Source organism: Streptomyces spirodelae, assembly GCF_017676385.1.
GTDB classification, from domain to species: Bacteria; Actinomycetota; Actinomycetes; order Streptomycetales; family Streptomycetaceae; genus Streptomyces; species Streptomyces spirodelae.
In genome coordinates, this window is sequence record NZ_JAFFZN010000011.1 from 12317 (window position 1) to 30035 (window position 17719).

Genomic DNA, 17719 nt, shown 5'->3' on the forward strand with positions numbered 1-17719 from the left:
TGGCGGCGCCTTGTACATGGAGCAAGAGTTCCGAACCCCCACCAAGGTGCCCGGGAGGAGACACGAGGGACGCGGGCTTCGTGGTGGGATGCCCGTATGGCCTCACGCGTCCTGTATCTGCTCGGCTGCGCGGCGCCACCTGTGCTGCGGGTCGCCGATGTCCTCGGCGACGCCCAACGCGTCGGCTGGGACGTGTGCCTGGGGCTCACCCCGACTGCGGCGCACTGGCTGTCCGATCAGCTTCCTGAACTTGAGCAGCAGACAGGGCATCCGGTGCGCTCGCACTACAAGATGCCCGGCCAGCCGGACGCCTGGCCGCCCGCCACGGCCGCACTGGTGGCCCCGGCGACGTTCAACACGGTCAACCAGTGGGCGCTCGGGATCACGGAGAAGTTCGTCGTCGGTTTCGCCGCCGAGGCGATCGGCAAGGGCATTCCTCTGGTGACGATGCCATGTGTGAACGCCGCCTTTGCCCGCCACCCTCAGTTCGGCACCTCCCTGGAGACGCTGCGGCGGGCCGGGGTGCGGGTGCTGTACGGGGAGGGCGGTTTCGTACCCAACGCGCCGGGCCGGGGCCGCCCGGACGCGTTCCCCTGGGAGCTCGCGCTGGCCGCCGTGGAAGAGGCAGCCGGGGACGCTGGCCTCCCGCAGTGACGGCCAGGCCGGTCGCCACTGGCCCAACAGGCCGGCCGCGGCGCCCGCCACCAGACCCGTCGCACCGGTCACGGCCCGTCTTTCCTCTCGCGCTCACAGCGAGGTACCCTTTGGGCGTTCGCCTTGGTCAATTGCCCAAGGCGAACGCCCAATCCATGCACGCCCAGCCCGCGGGCACCCGCCCACGGGCGTCGGCTCCACGAGCGTCGGCTCCACGAGCGCCCGGCCCGGATGCCGGTCCGGGCCGCCCCACCCGAGAACCGCCCTTACGAGGAGGCTCCTCCATGGCCCCACCACCCCCTCCCACGGCAGCGGAGCGCGGCCACGAGGTGCGGCAGCGGCTCTTGCGGGCCGGTGCGGAACTGATCACCGAGCGCGGCTGGTCGGCGGTGAGCACCCGCGCCGTCGCCGAGCGGGCAGAGGTCGGACAGGGCCTGGTGCACTACCACTTCGCCTCGCTCGGCGCGCTGCTGCGGCAGGCAGCGCTGGGGGCCGTCGAAGCGCTCCTCCACGAGCTGACGGTGCTGCTGAAGGCCGCCGCCACCCCGCAGGAGGCGCTGGAGCGCATATTGAGCACGCTGGACGCCTACTCGGGCACCGACACGACCTCGCTGCTGTTCACCGAGACCTATCTGGCGGCCACCCGCGACGAAGAGCTGAAGAGTGGCCTGGCGCGCCTCCTCACCGGCGCGCGCGAGGAGTTGGCCGGCCATCTGCGCGTGCAGCGGGTGCGGCAGCCGCAGGAGACCGCCGCCGTGCTGATGGCCGCGGTCGACGGGCTGATGCTGCACAGACCCGTGTCGCCCTCGCTCAGCTCGGCAGCCGTCGGGCCTGTGCTGCGACGACTGCTCATCGGGACGAATTCTGGAGGTGAGACAGCGTGAAGGCTGTCATCTGTGGTGCGGGAATCGCCGGACTCGCGCTCGCTCGCCAGCTGGCCGCGCACGGCTGGCAGGTAGAGATCGTGGAACACGCACAAGGGCCGCGCGAACAGGGATACATGATCGACTTCTTCGGGGTCGGTTTCGAGGCGGCCGAGGAGATGGGGCTGCTGCCACGCCTCCGGGAACTCGGGTACCTGATCAGCGAGGCGGCCTTCGTGGACGAGCGGGGGCGCCGTCGGGCCGGTCTGGACTACGGGGAGTTCTCCGATGCGACCGGCGGAAAGCTGCTCAGCATCATGCGGCCCGACCTCGAACTCGCCCTCCGGGAAAGCCTGCCCGCCGAGGTGGAGCTGCGCTACAGCCTGACCGTCACGGACGCCGACGACCGGGAAGACGGTGTCCGCGTCACACTGAGCGACGGCAGCGTGCGGGACGCCGATCTGCTGGTGGGCGCCGACGGCATCCACTCCACGGTGCGCTCCCTGGCGTTCGGCCAGGAGGGGACCGACGAGCACTGCCTGCGCCAGCTGGGCTTCCACACGGCGGCGTTCGTCTTCGACGACCCGCAGGTGTACGAACAGGTAGAGGGGCGCTTCTGCCTGACGGACACGGTCGGCCGCCAGATGGGCTTCTACGCGCTGCGCAGCGGCAAGGTCGCGGCCTTCACCGTGCACCGGGTGGACGACCCGTCCGCACCGCTCCCCCAGGACACACGCAGCGCCGTACGGGAGATCTACGGCTCGCTGGGCTGGGTGGTGCCGCGCGCGCTGGCGGCCTGTCCACCCTCCGAGGAGATCTACTACGACCATGTGGCCCAGACAGTGCTGCCCCGTTGGAGCCGTGGCAGGACGGTGCTGGTCGGTGACGCCTGCTACGCCGTCTCCCTGCTGGCGGGTCAGGGCGCGTCCCTGGGCGTCGCGGGCGCCCATGTGCTGGCCGCGCAACTGGCAGCAGCGGACGGTGACGTACATGCCGGGCTGGAACGGTACGAGCAGCTGTGGCGCCCGGTGGCCGAGGACAAACAACGCGTGGCGCACCAGGGAACGCGCTGGTTCCTGCCCAACAGCGCAGCGCGGTTGCGGCTGCGCAGGGCGGCGATGCGGCTCACCGGGCTGCCCGGAGTCAACCGGCTGATCGCCTCGACAGTGACGGGCAAGCCGGCGGAGCTGTCGCAACTGACGAAGTGAAGCGGCCTCCGGGACCGCCAGGGGCCAGGCGGGGACCGCCAGGTCCTCCGGGGCAGCCCCTGCGAGTCCGCCGAAAATTCTTCCGGGACAGCGATGAGTTCCGCCGCCGGGCCCGGTCTACCCCTGCGAAGAGCTTTTCAGCCCCCGTAGAGAGCCTCACGCGCCGCTACGGGAGCCGTCAGCAGGCCCAGCAGAGCGAAGCGCAGCAGAGCGCAGAGAAGAGGCACAGCATGTCCCGGAAGATCTTCGTCAATCTGCCGGTGAAGGACCTGGACCGCAGCGTCGACTTCTTCACCAAGTGCGGCTTCTCGTTCAACCCGCAGTTCACGGACGAGAACGCCACCTGCATGGTGGTCAGCGAGGACATCTACGTGATGCTGCTGGTCGAGCCGTTCTTCAAGTCCTTCTCGCAGCGGGAGATCCCCGACACCGCCCGGACCAGCGAGGTGCTGGTGTGTCTGTCGGCCGACAGCCGCGAGGAGGTCGACGAACTGGTCGACGCCGCGCTGACCGCCGGCGCGGCGGCGCACGGCGACCCGCAGGAGGAGGGCCCGATGTACGGGCGTTCCTTCGCCGACCCGGACGGCCACATCTGGGAGGTCATGTGGATGGACCCGGCGGCGATCGAGGGCTGACCGGCCAGCCGCCTGCCCACCGGCCCGTAGCCGCCCACCGGGCCACCCGTGGACCACCTACGGGCCACCTACGGACCACCCGCAGGCCGCCCAAGAGCCCGCCCACGGGCAACCGCCGCCACGACACCTCAGCGGAAGTCCGCCGCGTGGTCCCGGGCCCACTGGGCGAAGGTGCGGGCGGGCCTGCCGGTGAGTTCCTCGACTCCCGGGGAGACCTCGGCGGGAGTGTCCACGGAGCGGGCGGCCATGTCGAGCAGTACGTCGGCGATCCCGGCGGGTATGCCGTCGGCGACCATGCCCGCGCGGGCCTCCTCCTGCGGGATCTCCTCGAACCGCAGGCTCCGTCCTGTCGCTTCTGCGATGAGGCGGAGCTGTTCGGCCTGGGTCAGCGACTCGGGACCTGTCAGTACGGGTGTCGCACCACTGCCGCCGAGCGCACCGGTCAGCGCCAGGGCGGCGACGGCGGCGATGTCGTCCTCGTGGATCGGTGTGGCGTGTGCCCTGGGGTGGGCGGCGCGCACCACACCGTCCCGCCGTACGCCCTCGGCCCACGCAAGGGTGTTGGTGGCGAACATGCCGGGTCGCAGGTGCGTCCACTCCATACCGGCCGCGGCCGCCGCGGTCTCCACCGCGTTCTCCAGTGACCGGTGGTGCTCCGCGATGGGGTTGTGGGGGTCCACGGTGGGGATCGCCTGGACGACCGAGGACGACGAGAGGGTCACCATCCGCTTCACCCCGCGTTCGGCCGCGAGTTGCAGGAGGTCCCCGGGTCCGTGCCAGAAGGCGGCGGGGTTGAGGAAGACGGCGGAAGCTCCGTCCAGCGCGGCGCCCAGATCGTCCGCCGCGACCGGTGTCGCGCCGTCGGGCAGCCGGGCGCGGTCGGGGTTCCGCGTCAGACCGCGGACCTCGTGGCCCTCGGCGGTCAGCCGGGCGACGAGCGGGCGGCCGACGTTTCCGGTCGCTCCGGTCACCAGAATCATGTTGTTCTCCCTCATTGTGGGTTCGTGCTGTGTTGGTCGGTGTGCCGTGTTGTGACGGTGTGCTGTGTTGTGCGTGTGTGCTGCCGAAAAGGTCGTACGGGTGCTGCTCGACGCGCGGCGCACCGGTTTCCGGCGTACGGCAGGACAGCCGGGCGCCGGGAGCGGCCAGCTGCGAAGGACCAGATACCGGACGGACCAGACGGCATCTTTCAACCAGATGGATGAAGAAGTCAACCGAATAGATGAGGTTGCACGCGCGGCCGCTACGCTGGACACCGTGAGCGACAAACCCGCCCCCTCGCCCAGCGCACGCTCCCCGCGCCGCACGCCCGGCCCCAAGGAGCGCAAACTCGACCCGGAGCGCTCGTGCCGCCTCCTGCTCGAGGCGGCGCTGGACGAGTTCGCCGCCAAAGGGTTCGCCGGGGCGCGAGTGCAGGACATCGCCGACCGCGCGGGGCTCAACAAGCAGCTGATCGCCTACTACTTCGGCGGCAAGGAAGGGCTGTGGAACGAGCTGAGCCGCCGTTGGACCGAGAGCGAGGAGTCGCTCAACGAGCCGGGCGTGCCACTGGACGAGGTCGTGGCGCGCTATCTGGCCCAGGCACTGGACGACCCCCGTGGCCCCCGGCTGAACGCCTGGGCAGGGCTGACGGGGGCCGGGCAGGAGGGCGACCGCGAGGACCTCTCGGACATGGAGCGCCGCAAGGAGGCGGGGGAGATCGCGACAGAGCTCGATCCGGGCGTCGTCCTCCTGCTGCTGATGAGCGCGGTCGCCACCCCTGTGGTGGTGCCGCACGCAGTGCGCTCGGTCCTCGGCATGGACCCGGAGTCGCCCGAGTTCCGGGAGCTGTACACCGAACAGCTGCGCCGGATCGTCCGGCGCCTGGGCTGACGACAGACCGCAGATCGCGGACCGCGGACCGGAGACCGCGGGGCGCGGCGGCCACCGGCCGGTTCTGCCGTCGAACCGCCCGTGGCCGGTTCGTCGGTCCTACGACCAAGGTCCCGTCCCGAACCAGGCATTCCTCCCGCTGTCCGGTCGTTGTGCTGAACGAGCCGGGCCCGCATCCGGAGCGGAGCTCAGATCCAGAGTCCAGAGTCGAGGGGACAGCGATGTCGATTCAGCTCAACCACACGATCGTGTACGCCAGCGACAAGAAGCGCTCCGCCGAGTTTCTCGCCGATCTGCTGGGCCTGGAGGTCCGGCCGCAGTACGGCCCGTTTCTGCCGGTCGTCACCGAGAACGACGTGGCGCTCGACTTCGCCGATGCCGGGGAGAGTCCGATCACGCCCCAGCACTACGCGTTCCTCGTCTCGGAGGAGGAGTTCGACGCCGTCTTCGCCCGGATCAAGGAGGCGCGGCTCACCTACTGGGCCGACCCGATGCGCACCCGCCCCGGCGAGATCAACCACAACGACGGTGGCCGCGGTGTCTACTGGGCCGACCCGGACGGGCACATGCTGGAGATCATCACCCGCCACTACGGCGGGTGAAGAGCCCGCCTGAGCGGTTGCGGGACAGACGGCTCCTCAGCCGTCCGAGCCGTCCTCCCCCTCGGGGCAGGGCGTGCCGCGCGGCAGCTTGTAGGGAGCCGCGATCCGGTAGACGCCGGGGCGCGGCGCGTCCAGGACCGTCCAGGTGTCCAGGACCGGCTTGTCCTTCCCCTCCGGGGGCGGACCGCCGAACGTGGGCTCCGCCTTGCGCAGACAGCCGTTGATGTTGCCGCTCTCGGCGGAGGGGGGCGCCACCCGGTCGCCGTCCTTGTCGACCAGCCCGAGCCACGGCGAGTACGGCACCCGCACCAGCACCCGCCCGCTCTCGCGTACGCGTACGGTCACGCTCTCGGCGTCGGCGCGCTCCACGGACGCCGAGGCGTCGACCAGCGGCACCGGGTCCTTGACCCGGAACAGCCGCCAGCTGTCGTCGGACCAGATCTCCTTCAGATAGGGCTGGCCCTCCCCCACCAGCTTGGCCTCGGCGACGCCGCCGGCGAGGTCGGGCGGGTCGGCGGGGAGGACGACGTAGTGCACGGCCCAGCGGCGCAGCCACGCGTGATAGCGCTCGGGGCTGAGGTTCTCCTCGTAGAAGAGCGGATTGCGCTCCAGGTCGGCCTGCCGGTTCCAGCCACGGGCCAGGTTGACGTACGGAGCCAGCGCCGAAGCCTCCCGGTGGCTGTTGACGGGGACGACCTCCACCCGCGCCCGGTCCGCGTCGACTTTCCTCAGCTGGGCGAGCAGCGGCTCCAGTTCACCGGCCCAGTTGGTGTCCGGCGTGGTGTGCAGCACGTCCCAGGTGGGTTTGCCGATCTGCCAGCCGAAGGTCACCAGCAGCGCCAGCGCCATGGCCAGACCACGACGGGACTTCCACGGCCGCCACCCGTGCCCTACCGCGATCGGCACGGCCGCCAGCAGCGCCACCCCGCCGAACAGCAGTCCGAGCCGTTCCACATTGGAGCCGACCTGCGAGGGGATCGCCCAGGTCAGCACGATGCCCAGGGCATAGATGGCACCACCCACCCGGACGGCCGTCCACGACTTGGGGACCAGCAGTACGACTGCCACGGCGCCCAGCACCGGGAAGATCAGCGACCAGAACGGCATCGGCTGCACACCCGTGAACGGGAAGAGCAGCGCCGAGGCGGCCACGACCGCCGGCGGCGGAAGGGCGACGGCGAACATCGCGGCGGGCCTGCGTGCCAGCAGCAGTGAGGCCGCGACGACTTCCAGGAACAGCCCGGCGACAGGGCTGGCGGCGGTCGCCAGCGCGGCCAGCAGCACCGCCAGAGCCGCCCGCGTGTACCGCGCGAGCCGACTGGCGCGCCCCCCGCGCCAGCGCGCGGGCCAGGTCCAGACGACGGCGACGGCGCCCAGCCCGAAGAGCACGCCCAGCGCGAAGGTGACGCGCCCCGAGGCGGCGTTGCACGCGAAGGCGAAGGCCCCCCACAGAGAGGGCAGCAGGGGCTTGGGGACCGTCCGCGCCAGGAGCAGCGACAGCAGCCCCGCGGAGAGCACCCCGGAGAGGATCAGCGTCGTGCGGACGCCGATCACGGCCATCAGATACGGCGAGATCACGCTGTAGGAGAACGGGTGCAGCCCGCCGTACCAGGCGAGGTTGTAGGCCGAACCGGGATGCTCGCCCGCGAACTCGGCCCAGGCGTCCTGCGCGGCCAGGTCCCCGCCGCCGCTGGCGAGGAACCACAGCCAGAGCAGGTGGAGCAGCGAAGCGACGGCCAGGGTGATACCGACGACGGGGAGCGGCTTGGAGACCGCGCGCCGCAGCCGCGCCCGGCCCTCGGCATCGTCCGAGGCACCGCTCTCGGCAGCGCCACTCCTGGTGGCCCCGCTCCTGGTGGCCCCGCCCTCGGAAGCTCCGCCCTTGGCGGCCCCGCTCTCGGCGGCCTCGCCCTTGGCGTCCCTCGTCGACTCCGGGCGCTGTCCGGGTACAGGTGTGCGAACGGCGCCCGTGGCGTCGTCCACGCCAGGACTTCCAGCTATCTCACCGGCGCCGGGGTCAGGGTCCGACTCCGGCGTCCGCGGTGGGTGCACAGTGGCCACTGCGCTCTCTCCCCGTCCTCCCCGTACGAATGTGCGGCTCAGATCCGCACGACGTTACCGGACGACACCACCGGACTTCCCACCGGACTCCCCACCGCCCCACGCGCCGGGCCGCCCGTGGGGCGGGCGAGGCGCGCGGGGCGGGGCGTGAGCCGTGAACCGGACATGCCGACCGGGACGGTGGACGCACTGGGGCACCGAATGGTTCAGCCGAGCACGGAATGGTTCAGCCGACGCGGGTCAGCTTGTCCCCGAACCCTGGTTCGGTCAGGTCGCTCTGGAGGGCGACCGGGACCTTCACCTGGCCAGGACCGTCACCCACGGTGAGGCTGCCGACCTTGGTGCCGGGCCCGGCCTCGTGCGGGATGGTCTTGCCGCTGTCGGTCAGCTTCAGCTTCACCTTCAGACCCGACCAGCCCACTGCCGTCACGTCCTTGGTGGCCACGACGGGGGTCTTCCCGCCCAGCTTGTCGTCGACATAGCCGACGACCTGGCCCTTCTTGACCACCTTCTTGGCCGTGAGCGCGTCCTGGCCGGCGTCGATCAGCTTCTTGCTGGCGGCCAGCACGGTGTCCAGGATCGAAGGCTGGTACTGCCCGAGGACGGCACCGATGATGAGCTGCTTCGTACCAGCGATCTCCTTCTCGGCCGCGAACAGCAGGTTGCCGCCCGCCTTGGTCGTCGTACCCGTCTTGATGCCGACCACGCCGTCCATCGGAACCAGCCTGTTCCAGTTGGACTGCTTCTTGCCGTTGGTGTCCACGTACTGCGGCTGCCGCACGACCTCGCGGAACAGCGGGCTCTCCATCACCTTCTTGCCCAGCTTGACCTGGTCGGCCGCGGTGCTCACGGTCGAGGCCGTCAGACCGCTGGGGTCGGTGTAGTGGGTGTTGGTCATGCCCAGGTCCTTGGCGGCTGCGTTCATCTTCTTCACGAACGCCTTCTCCGAGCCCGCGTCCCAGCGGGCCAGCAGCCGTGCCACGTTGTTCGCGGACGCGATCATGATCGCATCCATCGCCTCCCGCTGCGAGATCTTCTGGCCCGCCTTGACCTTGACGGTCGACTCGTTCTGCGCGCTCAGCCCGGCCTCGTCCTCCGCCTTCTGGTCGACGGGGATCATCTCGCCCTTCGTCCCCTTCTTCACGGGGTGATCCCGCAGGATGACGTAAGCCGTCATCACCTTCGCGACGCTGGCGATCGGCACCGGCTTCTGCTTGCCGTGCGAGCCGAAGCTGCCCAGCCCGTCCACGTCGATCACGGCCTGCCCCTCGGAGGGCCAGGGCATGGACGGCTTGTCACCCTCGAAGGTGTACGTACCGGCAGCCGTCATGGACAGCTCGGGGTCCGGCAGCGGACGCAGTGCCTGCACCACCACGAAGATCACCGCGAGCAGCAGCACCAGCGGCGTCCAGATCTTCACCCGGCGGGCAGCCGTGCGCAGCGGCGTCTCGGGCGGCGGCGGACTGTTGGTGAGCTGCGCCAGCAGATCCAGCGGCTGCGGCTGCGAGCCGCCCGCCTCCGGGCTGCCCGGCATCGGCTGCTGCCGCGTACGCTCCGGCTCGCTCTCGGCGGGGCTCGGTGCCGGTGCCGGTGCCGGTGCCGGTGCCGATGCCGACGGATCGGCCGCTCCGGCCGACGTGCCCGGCGCGCTACCCGGAGCCGCCGGCGACTGGGGGGCACCGGCGGGGCGTGCGGGGGCCGCCGACCACGGGTTGGCGGTGGGCGCCGACGGGGACGACGACGCGGGCTTGCCGGGCGCCGCCGGGGTCGCGGCCGCCGCGCCCGTCGCACCCGCTGCTGTCGACGGCGTCGACGGCGTCGACTTGGCGGGGGTGCGGGGCTCGTCGGCGGAGCGGAGCGGGACGAACTGGCTGGTCCGCTCGGCCTCCGACTCCTCGCTGCCACCCTTGTCGCGGCTGCCCTTGTCGCTGCCACCCTTGTCGCTGCCGTCCCACTTCCGGGGGTCGGGGGCGCCCGAGGGATCGGCTGAACCCTTTCTGCCGGACTTCTCCGGCTTCTCGCCGCCCTCCGGCTTCTCACCGTCCTCCGACTTCGTCGGCTCCTCCGCCTTGCCCGGCTTCTGCGAGCTCTGCGGACTCTTCGTCTCGCCCCGCTTGGTGTCGGGCGTACGGAAGACCGCCGTCGGCTGGTCAGCGGCCCCGCCGTTCCTGCCGCTCTTGCCGCTCTTGTCGTCCTTGTCGTCCTCTCCGGCGCTCTTCGCGTCCTTGGGTGCGCCGAAGAACGCCGAGGTCAGCCGCTCGGCGCGGTCGGCCGCCGCGACGTCGTCCTCCTGGCGGGAACGGTCGCTCCCGGGCCGTACGATCCCGAACATCGCGGTCGGCGCGTCGCCCTGCGGCGCGAGGTCGGCCTCGGGGCCGGAATCGGCTTCGGCGGCGGTACCGGCGTCGGTGTCGACGTCGGACTGGGCGTCCTCCGACTTGGGCCGGACGGGGAGATCCGAGGAAGCGGCGCCGTCGCCGTTCTTCCCGGCGCGCGCGTCCACACCGGCACCGTCGGCACCGTTCGCGGGGGTCTTCTGCCCCTCGGCGCCGTCCGCGTCGGCGGGAGCGCCGTCGCCCGCGACCCAGGCGGCCACGGCCGACTTCAGGCGCGCGTCGCCCTCGTCCCCCGTCGCGGGCTCACCGGCCGCTATGGCCTCGTCCCGCTCCGCCGTGCCCTCCGGGTCAGCCGTCCTGCCACCCGTCTCGTCGTCCGGCTCCCCGGCCGGGGACGTGGGTGCGGGGATCTTCGACGGAGCCGTGTCCCGGGTCGCCGTACCGGCACCGTTCTCCGCTCCGGAGCTCTTCGACTGCTTCTTTTCGGCCGTCTCGTCGGGCCGTGCAACCGTCCCGCCGCTCCCCGTCGTCTCCCCCGACGACCTCTCCCGCTCCGACCTGTCGGGGGATTCGCCCGCCACCGATGCCTCCTGATGCTGCTGCTCGCCGCTCGCGATACCAGTTAACAGTGTCCTATGCACCGAGGGCGCCACCGGCGTGGCGGTGCTCCCCCGGAGGGCTGCCCGTGCGGCCTCCCCCAGCGCCAGACGAGAACGACATACCTACTGGTTCCCACCCATAAGGTCCGGGCGCTCTCGACAGACCATTGTGAGAGGGGTCACCCTGTCATTCATCCACGCGGGGAGGCATGGATGGGCAGGAGCCGCAGAACAATTCCCGAGGAGCTGCTGTTGCTCGCCCTGGACCCGGCAACGGGCACCACGGCGCAGCCGCAGTCGCTTGACCTCGGCCTGGCCGGAGCACAGCTAGTGGAGCTGGCTCTGGCAGGACGGATAGCCCCTGATGGGGATCGTATCGCCGTGGTGCTGCCACGGCCGACCGGAGATCCGACCCTGGACTCCGCATTGGAGCTGCTGCGCAGGCGCGGCAGCCCGGTGCGCGCTGTCCACTGGATCGGCGGGCCCCGGTTGGGGCTGCGCCAAACCTATCTCACACATCTGGAACGGTGCGGCATGGTGCACGCCGTTTCCGGCCAGATGTGCGGAGTTCTGCCGACGACGCGCTATCAAGCGACGGAGACGGCCATCAGCCGGGAGATCAGGGCCCGGCTGGACACCGCGATCCGCACCGGAGTCCCGCCGGACCCGCGGACCGCGGCGCTCGCCGCGCTGGCCCACGCGGTCGGTCTCGGCAAGCACCTCTACCCGGGCAACGAGGGGCGGTCCTGCCGTTCCCGGCTGCGGGACCTGATCAGGCACGACCCGATGGGCGGCCTCGTCGCACACGCGGTGATGGACGTCCAGAACGGCGTCGGGGCGCAGTCGAGGCGGGCCCAGGCCGGCACGGCGAGCGGACCGTCCTCGGGCCGCTCGGCCGCGCGGGCGACGGCGTCGGCCGCCGGTCCGGCCCGGCATCTGCCGGACCAGGCCCGGCATCTGGCGGGTGGCATGGTCCGGGCGGGAGCACGCTGAGGTCACGCCCGCGTCCGCCGCGTCCGCCGCGAGCGGCGCGCGCAGGGCCTCACCGGGTACGGGCCGGACCCGCCGCCCACGCGGGCTGAGGGTCGGGCACGTACGCGCAGGACGCTACGCGCGTGGCCGACTGCCGCGGTGGTGTCGGTACGGCGACTGCTGTGCCGCACCGGCCACCACCCGGTGTCGGCCGCTGCGCCGACGGCTGCGCGGCGGCCGCTTGCCGTACGTCGGCCACCGCAACCCCTGGGACTGCCACGAACGGGGCGCCACAGGTCGGCGGCCTACGTCGGCCTGTCGAAGCGCGGCAGTTGCCGCAGGGTGGGAGGCGTGGCAAGTGAGCGGGGCCGGCCGTCGGTGGGCGGCCGGATTCGGTTCTCTCTCGTGTGGTTTTTCTCGACCGCTGTACTCAACCCCGCACTCTCTGTTGCCATTTTCCAGCGCGAGCGCACATGTTGGTGGCAATCTGCTGGAGTAGTCGTACTTACACGGAGGTGCGGTCCCGTGGCGTCGAACGTCAACCCCACAGTCCGGCGTCGCCGACTGGGCCAGGAGTTGCGCCGTCTGCGCGAGCAGCGGGGCATGACGGCCGAGGAGGTCGCGGACCGGCTGCTGGTCTCCCAGTCGAAGATCAGCAGATTGGAGAACGGCCGGCGCAGCATCAGCCAGCGGGATGTGCGCGACCTGTGCGGGGTCTACGAGGTCGAGGACCGCCGGATAGTCGACTCCCTGATGCAGATGGCCAAGGAGTCGCGCCAGCAGGGCTGGTGGCACGCCTTCGGCGATATCCCCTACAGCGTCTACATCGGCCTGGAGACGGACGCCGCCTCGCTGCGCGTCTACGAGCCGCAGGTGGTGCCTGGGCTGTTGCAGACGCGGCCGTACGCGGAGGCCGTCGTCGCCGGGGCGCTGCCGGAGGCCACGGCGGCGGACATCGAGCGCCGGGTGCAGGTGCGGATGCGCCGCCAGGACCGCATCAAGGACGAGCGCAACCCGCTGCGGCTGTGGGCGGTGCTGGACGAGTCGGTGCTGCGCCGGGAGGTGGGCGGCAAGCACACGATGGCCGAGCAGTTGGAATACCTCAACGAGATGTCGCAGCAGCCCCATGTGACCCTCCAGGTGATGCCGTTCTCGATGGGCGCGCACCCGGGGGTGAACGGCCAGTACGCCATCCTCGAGTTCCCTGAGGCATCGGACTCGACCGTCATCTACCTCGAGGGCGTCACCAGCGACCTCTACCTGGAGAAGGCGAACGATGTGGCGAACTACAGCGTCATGTACGAGCATCTGCGTGCCCAGGCGTTGAACCCGGACCAGACGCGCGAGTTCATCGAGAAGGTCGCCAAGGAGTACGCGCGGGGCTGAGCACCCGGGGAGGCGGAGGGCAGACCGCCATAGGAAGGCAGAACACGACGGCCCGGCAATTGCCGGGCCGTCTGGCATGTGCCGGAGGGCGATGCCGCAAAAGACGGGAAGGCTACACCGCAGCGCACCGCGATGTGAAGAGCTGCTTGGAATATGCCATCCGGTTGAGTGAACGGGCACTTCCTGCGCCCGAATCGCCGCGTAATGTCGTTCGCACGTCAGGAACAACCCGGAACAACCGGAGCAGACATGCCGATTCAGCAAGGAAAAACCCACACGTGGACCAAGTCCAGCTACTCGACCGGCAACGGTGCCTGCGTCGAGGTCAAATCACCGGCTGTGCGCACGGTGGCGGTGCGTGACTCCAAAGATCCGCAGGGTCCCGCGCTGAGCTTCCGGCCGGAGGCGTGGGGCGCGTTCGTGGCCCGCGTGGGCGCCGGGGACTCCGGTACCTGCGCGGCAGCCTGAGGCCCGGCCCCCGAAGCCGGACGCCCGTACGCAGCAGCGACGTAAGAGCCCTCTCGACTGGCCGCCGTCCCGGCCGAGGGGGCTCGGCGCTGTCCGGCCCCGCCACCCCCGCCTCCCCCGTCAGCCCCCGTCAGCCCCCGTCAGCCCCCGTCAGCGCAACTGGTCCACATAGGTTTCGGTTCCCGGGATCGTCGGGACGAAGGGAGCGACCAGTTCCGTTCTCCCCATACCGGAGTCCGCGACAGCTTCGTCCAGACCCGTGAAGCATGCCTCCCAGCGTTCGCGCGGGTCCTCCTGGAGGAACCACAGAAGAGTCAGCCGGGTGTCGACACCCTCGACCTGCCTCACATACGACATCCGGTCGACGGGCAGCGGAGTGGGGCGGAATACGGTGACCATGGCGGCGGGTGAGCCCTTGAGGCGGGCCGGGAGGTGGCGGGTGCGCAGCCACTCCAGCAGTTCGGCCCGTTCGCCGGGGCCGCCCGCGTCGACGACCTGGAGCAGCAGGCCCCGGTAGGGGTGGTCGAGCGCGTGGTGGTCGCGGGGCCCGGCGGCGCCGTCACGGTAGACGGTCGTCTCGTGGTTCTGGAAGCTCGTGAAGACATGGGTGCGGTCGCGGTAGACGCGGCCGTCGTGGTTGAGCCGTCTGTTGATCGCGACTGTCCACCGCATGTGCTCCTCGTAGCGGCCCTCGGTGATCCAGTAGGTGGACAGATAGCAGCCCGTGGTGACCGGCTGTGCGACGACGGACTCGGCCGGGTAGCGGAGGAGTTGGAGATCCCGCGTGGCCACCCAGCGGCGCCCGGCGTAGATCCAGGGCATGGCCATGGCGCCCGCGATGTAGTGGTCGTCCTCGTACCAGCGGTTGTAGGCGTACTCATGGCCCGGATGCGGCTCCACCATCGTGATCAGTGCGTGCCCGGGGCGCACGCCGTAGGGGCCGGCGGAGGCCAGTCGCGCGTAGGCGGCGGGCGCGCCGGCCGTGAGCTCGGCCGTCACCTCGGCCGGTTGTTCGGCCGGTGGTTCAGCCGCTCCCTCGGCCGGTGGTTCAGCCGCTCCCTCGGCCGGTGGTTCGGCCGCTCGCTCGGCCGGTGGTTCGGCCGGTGGTTCGGTCGGGCTCTCCATCGGGGTTCCTCCGGCTGCTCAGCTCCCGTACGGTGTCCCGGACCGGTTTAACTGACTGGGCGTCAGAAAGCGAGAGCCCGAGCGGTACCGGTGCGCGGCGTGCGGAACTGTACGGGAGGCGATCTGTCGTGCTGCTCGCGGACAAGACCGTGGTGGTGTCGGGAGTCGGCACGGGGCTCGGCCACGAGGTGGCCGCCGCCTGCGTCCGGGAGGGCGCCGGCGTCGCGCTCGGCGCCCGTACGGAGGCGAACCTGGCCGCGTGCGCCGATGCGGTCGACCCCGGTGGGGCACACAGCACCTACCGCGTCTGCGACATCCGGGACGAGGAGCAGTGCGCGGCGCTGGCCGCGCTGGCCCGCGAGCGCTTCGGCGGCATCGACGCGGTGGTGCATGTCGCGGCACTCGACACCGTCATGGGCGGCCTGGAGGACGCCGATCTCGCGGAGTGGCAGCGCGTACTGGACGTCAATCTGCTGGGGACGCTCAGGATGACCCGGGCCTGCCTCCCGGCGCTGAAGGCGGCCGGGGCCGAGCGCGGGGACGGTTCCGTCGTGATGATCGGCACCCAGTCCTCCGTCGCCCCGCCCACCCAGGTCCGGCAGGCCGCCTACGCCGCGTCCAAGGGCGCCCTCGTCGCGGCCATGTACTCCCTCGCCCGGGAGCTGGGCCCCTACGGGATACGGGTCAACACCGTGCAGCCCGGCTGGATGTGGGGGCCGATGGTGGAGGCGTACGTGGCGTGGACGGCGGAATCCGAGGGGGTGGCGCCGGAGGTGGTGCGCGGCCGGATGGAGGAGCGGATGGCGCTGCCACGGCTGGCCGAGGACGGGGATGTGGCCGAGACGGCGGTGTTCTTCGCCTCCGGCCGGGCGCGTGGGATCACGGGACAGTGCCTGCTGGTGAACGCGGGCGAGCTGATGCGGTAGTCGATGAGCGCGGGGTGTGCGTGCGGGTGCCGGGAGGACAGTCGCGGGCGCGACGGGCGTGTGCGAGGGTGCAGCTGACGCATGGGTCTGGACGCCACACCTCAGTCCGCATCTTCGCCGGCCTCGCGGAAGTGCCGTACGACCTGGGCCGCGACCGCCCGTGCCGCACGGGAGGGCCGACGGCGGCGGTGGTGCGCCAGGTGGACGGAGACGTGCGGCAGGGCGGGACCGCGCACCGCCGCGAGCCGGCCCTCGCCCAGCGCTTCGGCCACATTGGCGTGCGGCAGGACGGTCAGGCCGAGCCCGGCCGCGACACAGGAACGGGCCGCCTCGATGCTGCCGAACCGGGTCAGCCGGGGCCGGGCGCCGGGGACCGCCCGTAGCCGTTCGGCCAGCCAGTCGCTGTAGGAGCAGCCCTGCTCATGGAGGAAGAAGCTCTCCCGCGCCAGTTCGTGCCACTCCGCCGGCTGCTCGCGTCCGGCGAGGGGGTGGTCAGCGGCGCACAGCAGCGCCAAGGACTGACCGGCGACCCGCTCGGCCGTGATGCCGGAGAAGTCGGCCTGTTCCTCCAGCAGGAGTGCACAGTCGAGCCTGCCGGCCCGCAGTCCTTCCACGGCACCGACGGTTCCGCACGGCTCCAGGTGCACTTCCACACCGGGGTGACTGCCGCGCAGCGCGGCGATCACCCGGGGGAGGTGGGCCGAACAGAGCGTCTCCCCCGCGCCCACCACCACTCTCCCGCTGACCGGGCCGTCCTCGGTGGCCGCCTCGAACAGCCGCGCCTCGGCCGCCAGGACTTCCTCGGCCACGCCGAGCAGCCGCGCTCCCGCCTCGGTGAGCAGAGCGCCTCTGGCGAGCCGGTCGAAGAGCCGGGTGCCCAGCGCCTTCTCCAGCGCTCTGATCTGCACGGTGACCGTGGACTGTGCGAGTCGCAGTTCGGCGGCGGCCGCGGTGAAGCTCTCCGTTCTGGCAAGTGCGGTGAAGGTCTGGAGCAGCCTGGTGTCCATGCCAGGAACCCTAACAATCCATCGAACCTCCCGATGGCACTCATGCATAACTATCGTTGGTATTGATGTCGCGATGGTGGAAAGGTGAAGCCATGACTTCCTCAGCGGCCGAAACGCCTACCCCAGCCACCACAGCGGCACCGGTTGCCGATGCCGACATCCTTCGCTACACCGCCTTCACCTCCGACCCCGACGGCGGCAACCCGGCCGGTGTCGTGCTGGACGCCACGCGGCTCGACGAGCAGCAGATGCTGGCGATCGCCGCCGAGGTCGGATACTCCGAGACGGCGTTCGTCACCGCCGGGGACGAACAGCAGCGCCGCTTCACCCTGCGGTACTTCAGCCCGCTGGCCGAGGTCGCCTTCTGCGGACACGCCACGGTCGCCGCATCGGTGGCGCTCGCCGAGCGCATCGGCCCGGGCGCGTTGCTCTTCGACACTCCCGCAGGGGAGATCAGGGTCGCGACCGAGACCGATGACAAGGGCGCCGTGCGGGCGACGCTCACCAGCGTTCCCACCCGCTCGCGCGCCGCACAGGACGCCGAGGTGGACGCCACGCTCTCCGCGCTGGGTTGGGCGCGCGCCGACCTGGACCCGGCGCTGCCGCCGCACGTCGCCTTCGGCGGCAACGAGCACCTGGTGCTGGCGGCCGGTTCCCGGGCCCGGCTGGCCGACCTCGACTACGGCTTCGAGGCGCTGGCCGACGTCATGAACCGGTACGGCTGGACGACGGTGCACCTGGTCTGGCGCGAGAGCGACGACCGCTACCACGCACGCGACCCGTTCCCCGTCGGCGGTGTCGTCGAGGACCCGGCCACCGGGGCGGCAGCCGCCGCGTTCGGAGGCTATCTGCGTACGCTCGGACTGCTGCCCGCGGCGGGCGTGGTCGCCATCCGTCAGGGCGAGGACATGGGGCGGCCGAGCGATCTGCGCATCGAGGCGCAGCCCGGCGACGCGCGCATCCGCGTCACGGGCCACGCCGTCCCGATCGCCGGCCACTAGAGCC

The 17719-nt window shown here is 71.3% G+C and carries 16 protein-coding genes; 11 read left to right on the forward strand and 5 right to left on the reverse strand.

Going from position 1 to position 17719, the window contains the following annotated elements; genetic code table 11:
* Window positions 1–96 precede the first annotated feature (96 nt).
* The 4 genes from JW592_RS13730 (at window position 97) to JW592_RS13745 (ending at window position 3360) form a co-directional block, all read left to right on the forward strand.
* Window positions 97–654 carry a flavoprotein gene (locus tag JW592_RS13730; RefSeq protein WP_209265335.1) on the forward strand — a complete coding sequence of 186 codons (558 nt, stop codon included), beginning with the start codon at window positions 97–99 and terminating at the stop codon, window positions 652–654.
* Window positions 655–938: 284 nt separating this feature from the next.
* Window positions 939–1538, forward strand: a complete 600-nt coding sequence (locus tag JW592_RS13735) for a TetR/AcrR family transcriptional regulator (RefSeq protein WP_209265336.1) — start codon at window positions 939–941, stop codon at window positions 1536–1538.
* The gene (locus JW592_RS13740; RefSeq protein ID WP_209265337.1) at window positions 1535–2725 is read left to right on the forward strand and encodes an FAD-dependent monooxygenase; all 1191 of its coding nucleotides are present in this window, start codon (window positions 1535–1537) and stop codon (window positions 2723–2725) included. The genes JW592_RS13735 and JW592_RS13740 overlap by 4 nt, the downstream gene beginning before the upstream one ends.
* Before the next feature lie 230 nt (window positions 2726–2955).
* Window positions 2956–3360: a VOC family protein gene (locus JW592_RS13745; RefSeq protein ID WP_209265338.1), complete on the forward strand. Its 405-nt coding sequence runs from the start codon at window positions 2956–2958 to the stop codon at window positions 3358–3360.
* Window positions 3361–3488: 128 nt separating this feature from the next.
* Here JW592_RS13745 and JW592_RS13750 read toward each other — a convergent pair whose 3' ends face one another.
* Entirely contained in the window at window positions 3489–4340 is an 852-nt protein-coding gene (locus tag JW592_RS13750) for an NAD(P)H-binding protein (RefSeq protein ID WP_209265339.1), read from the reverse strand.
* 277 nt (window positions 4341–4617) lie between these two features.
* Here JW592_RS13750 and JW592_RS13755 point away from each other — a divergent pair, with 277 nt between their 5' ends.
* Window positions 4618–5232 (forward strand): TetR/AcrR family transcriptional regulator, encoded by a 615-nt coding sequence (locus JW592_RS13755; RefSeq protein ID WP_307805408.1) that lies wholly within the window; start codon window positions 4618–4620, stop codon window positions 5230–5232.
* Between the two features lie 221 nt (window positions 5233–5453).
* On the forward strand, window positions 5454–5834 hold the full coding sequence (locus JW592_RS13760) for a VOC family protein (protein ID WP_209265340.1): 381 nt from the start codon (window positions 5454–5456) through the stop codon (window positions 5832–5834).
* A gap of 36 nt (window positions 5835–5870) precedes the next feature.
* Here JW592_RS13760 and JW592_RS13765 read toward each other — a convergent pair whose 3' ends face one another.
* On the reverse strand, window positions 5871–7817 hold the full coding sequence (locus JW592_RS13765; RefSeq protein ID WP_307805409.1) for a DUF8823 domain-containing protein: 1947 nt from the start codon (window positions 7815–7817) through the stop codon (window positions 5871–5873).
* A 304-nt stretch (window positions 7818–8121) separates the two neighbouring features.
* Window positions 8122–10812 carry a D-alanyl-D-alanine carboxypeptidase gene (locus JW592_RS13770; protein WP_209265342.1) on the reverse strand — a complete coding sequence of 897 codons (2691 nt, stop codon included), beginning with the start codon at window positions 10810–10812 and terminating at the stop codon, window positions 8122–8124.
* Between the two features lie 231 nt (window positions 10813–11043).
* Between JW592_RS13770 and JW592_RS13775 the strand changes: the two genes are divergently transcribed.
* The 3 genes from JW592_RS13775 (at window position 11044) to JW592_RS13785 (ending at window position 13656) form a co-directional block, all read left to right on the forward strand.
* Window positions 11044–11823 carry a GOLPH3/VPS74 family protein gene (locus JW592_RS13775; protein WP_209265343.1) on the forward strand — a complete coding sequence of 260 codons (780 nt, stop codon included), beginning with the start codon at window positions 11044–11046 and terminating at the stop codon, window positions 11821–11823.
* A 504-nt stretch (window positions 11824–12327) separates the two neighbouring features.
* Entirely contained in the window at window positions 12328–13188 is an 861-nt protein-coding gene (locus tag JW592_RS13780) for a helix-turn-helix domain-containing protein (RefSeq protein WP_209265344.1), read from the forward strand.
* A gap of 249 nt (window positions 13189–13437) precedes the next feature.
* On the forward strand, window positions 13438–13656 hold the full coding sequence (locus JW592_RS13785) for a DUF397 domain-containing protein (protein WP_209265345.1): 219 nt from the start codon (window positions 13438–13440) through the stop codon (window positions 13654–13656).
* A 150-nt stretch (window positions 13657–13806) separates the two neighbouring features.
* Here the strand turns inward: JW592_RS13785 and JW592_RS13790 are convergent, their stop codons facing one another.
* Entirely contained in the window at window positions 13807–14781 is a 975-nt protein-coding gene (locus tag JW592_RS13790; RefSeq protein WP_229375962.1) for a hypothetical protein, read from the reverse strand.
* 128 nt (window positions 14782–14909) lie between these two features.
* On the opposite strand from JW592_RS13790, the gene JW592_RS13795 reads away from it, so the two are divergent.
* A complete protein-coding gene (locus tag JW592_RS13795) occupies window positions 14910–15707 on the forward strand; it encodes an SDR family oxidoreductase (RefSeq protein WP_209265346.1) in 798 nt (265 codons plus the stop codon).
* Between the two features lie 101 nt (window positions 15708–15808).
* On the opposite strand, the gene JW592_RS13800 is transcribed toward JW592_RS13795, so the two are convergent.
* Window positions 15809–16714: a LysR family transcriptional regulator gene (locus JW592_RS13800; protein WP_209265347.1), complete on the reverse strand. Its 906-nt coding sequence runs from the start codon at window positions 16712–16714 to the stop codon at window positions 15809–15811.
* A 92-nt stretch (window positions 16715–16806) separates the two neighbouring features.
* Between JW592_RS13800 and JW592_RS13805 the strand changes: the two genes are divergently transcribed.
* On the forward strand, window positions 16807–17715 hold the full coding sequence (locus JW592_RS13805; protein ID WP_209265348.1) for a PhzF family phenazine biosynthesis isomerase: 909 nt from the start codon (window positions 16807–16809) through the stop codon (window positions 17713–17715).
* Window positions 17716–17719: the final 4 nt, after the last annotated feature.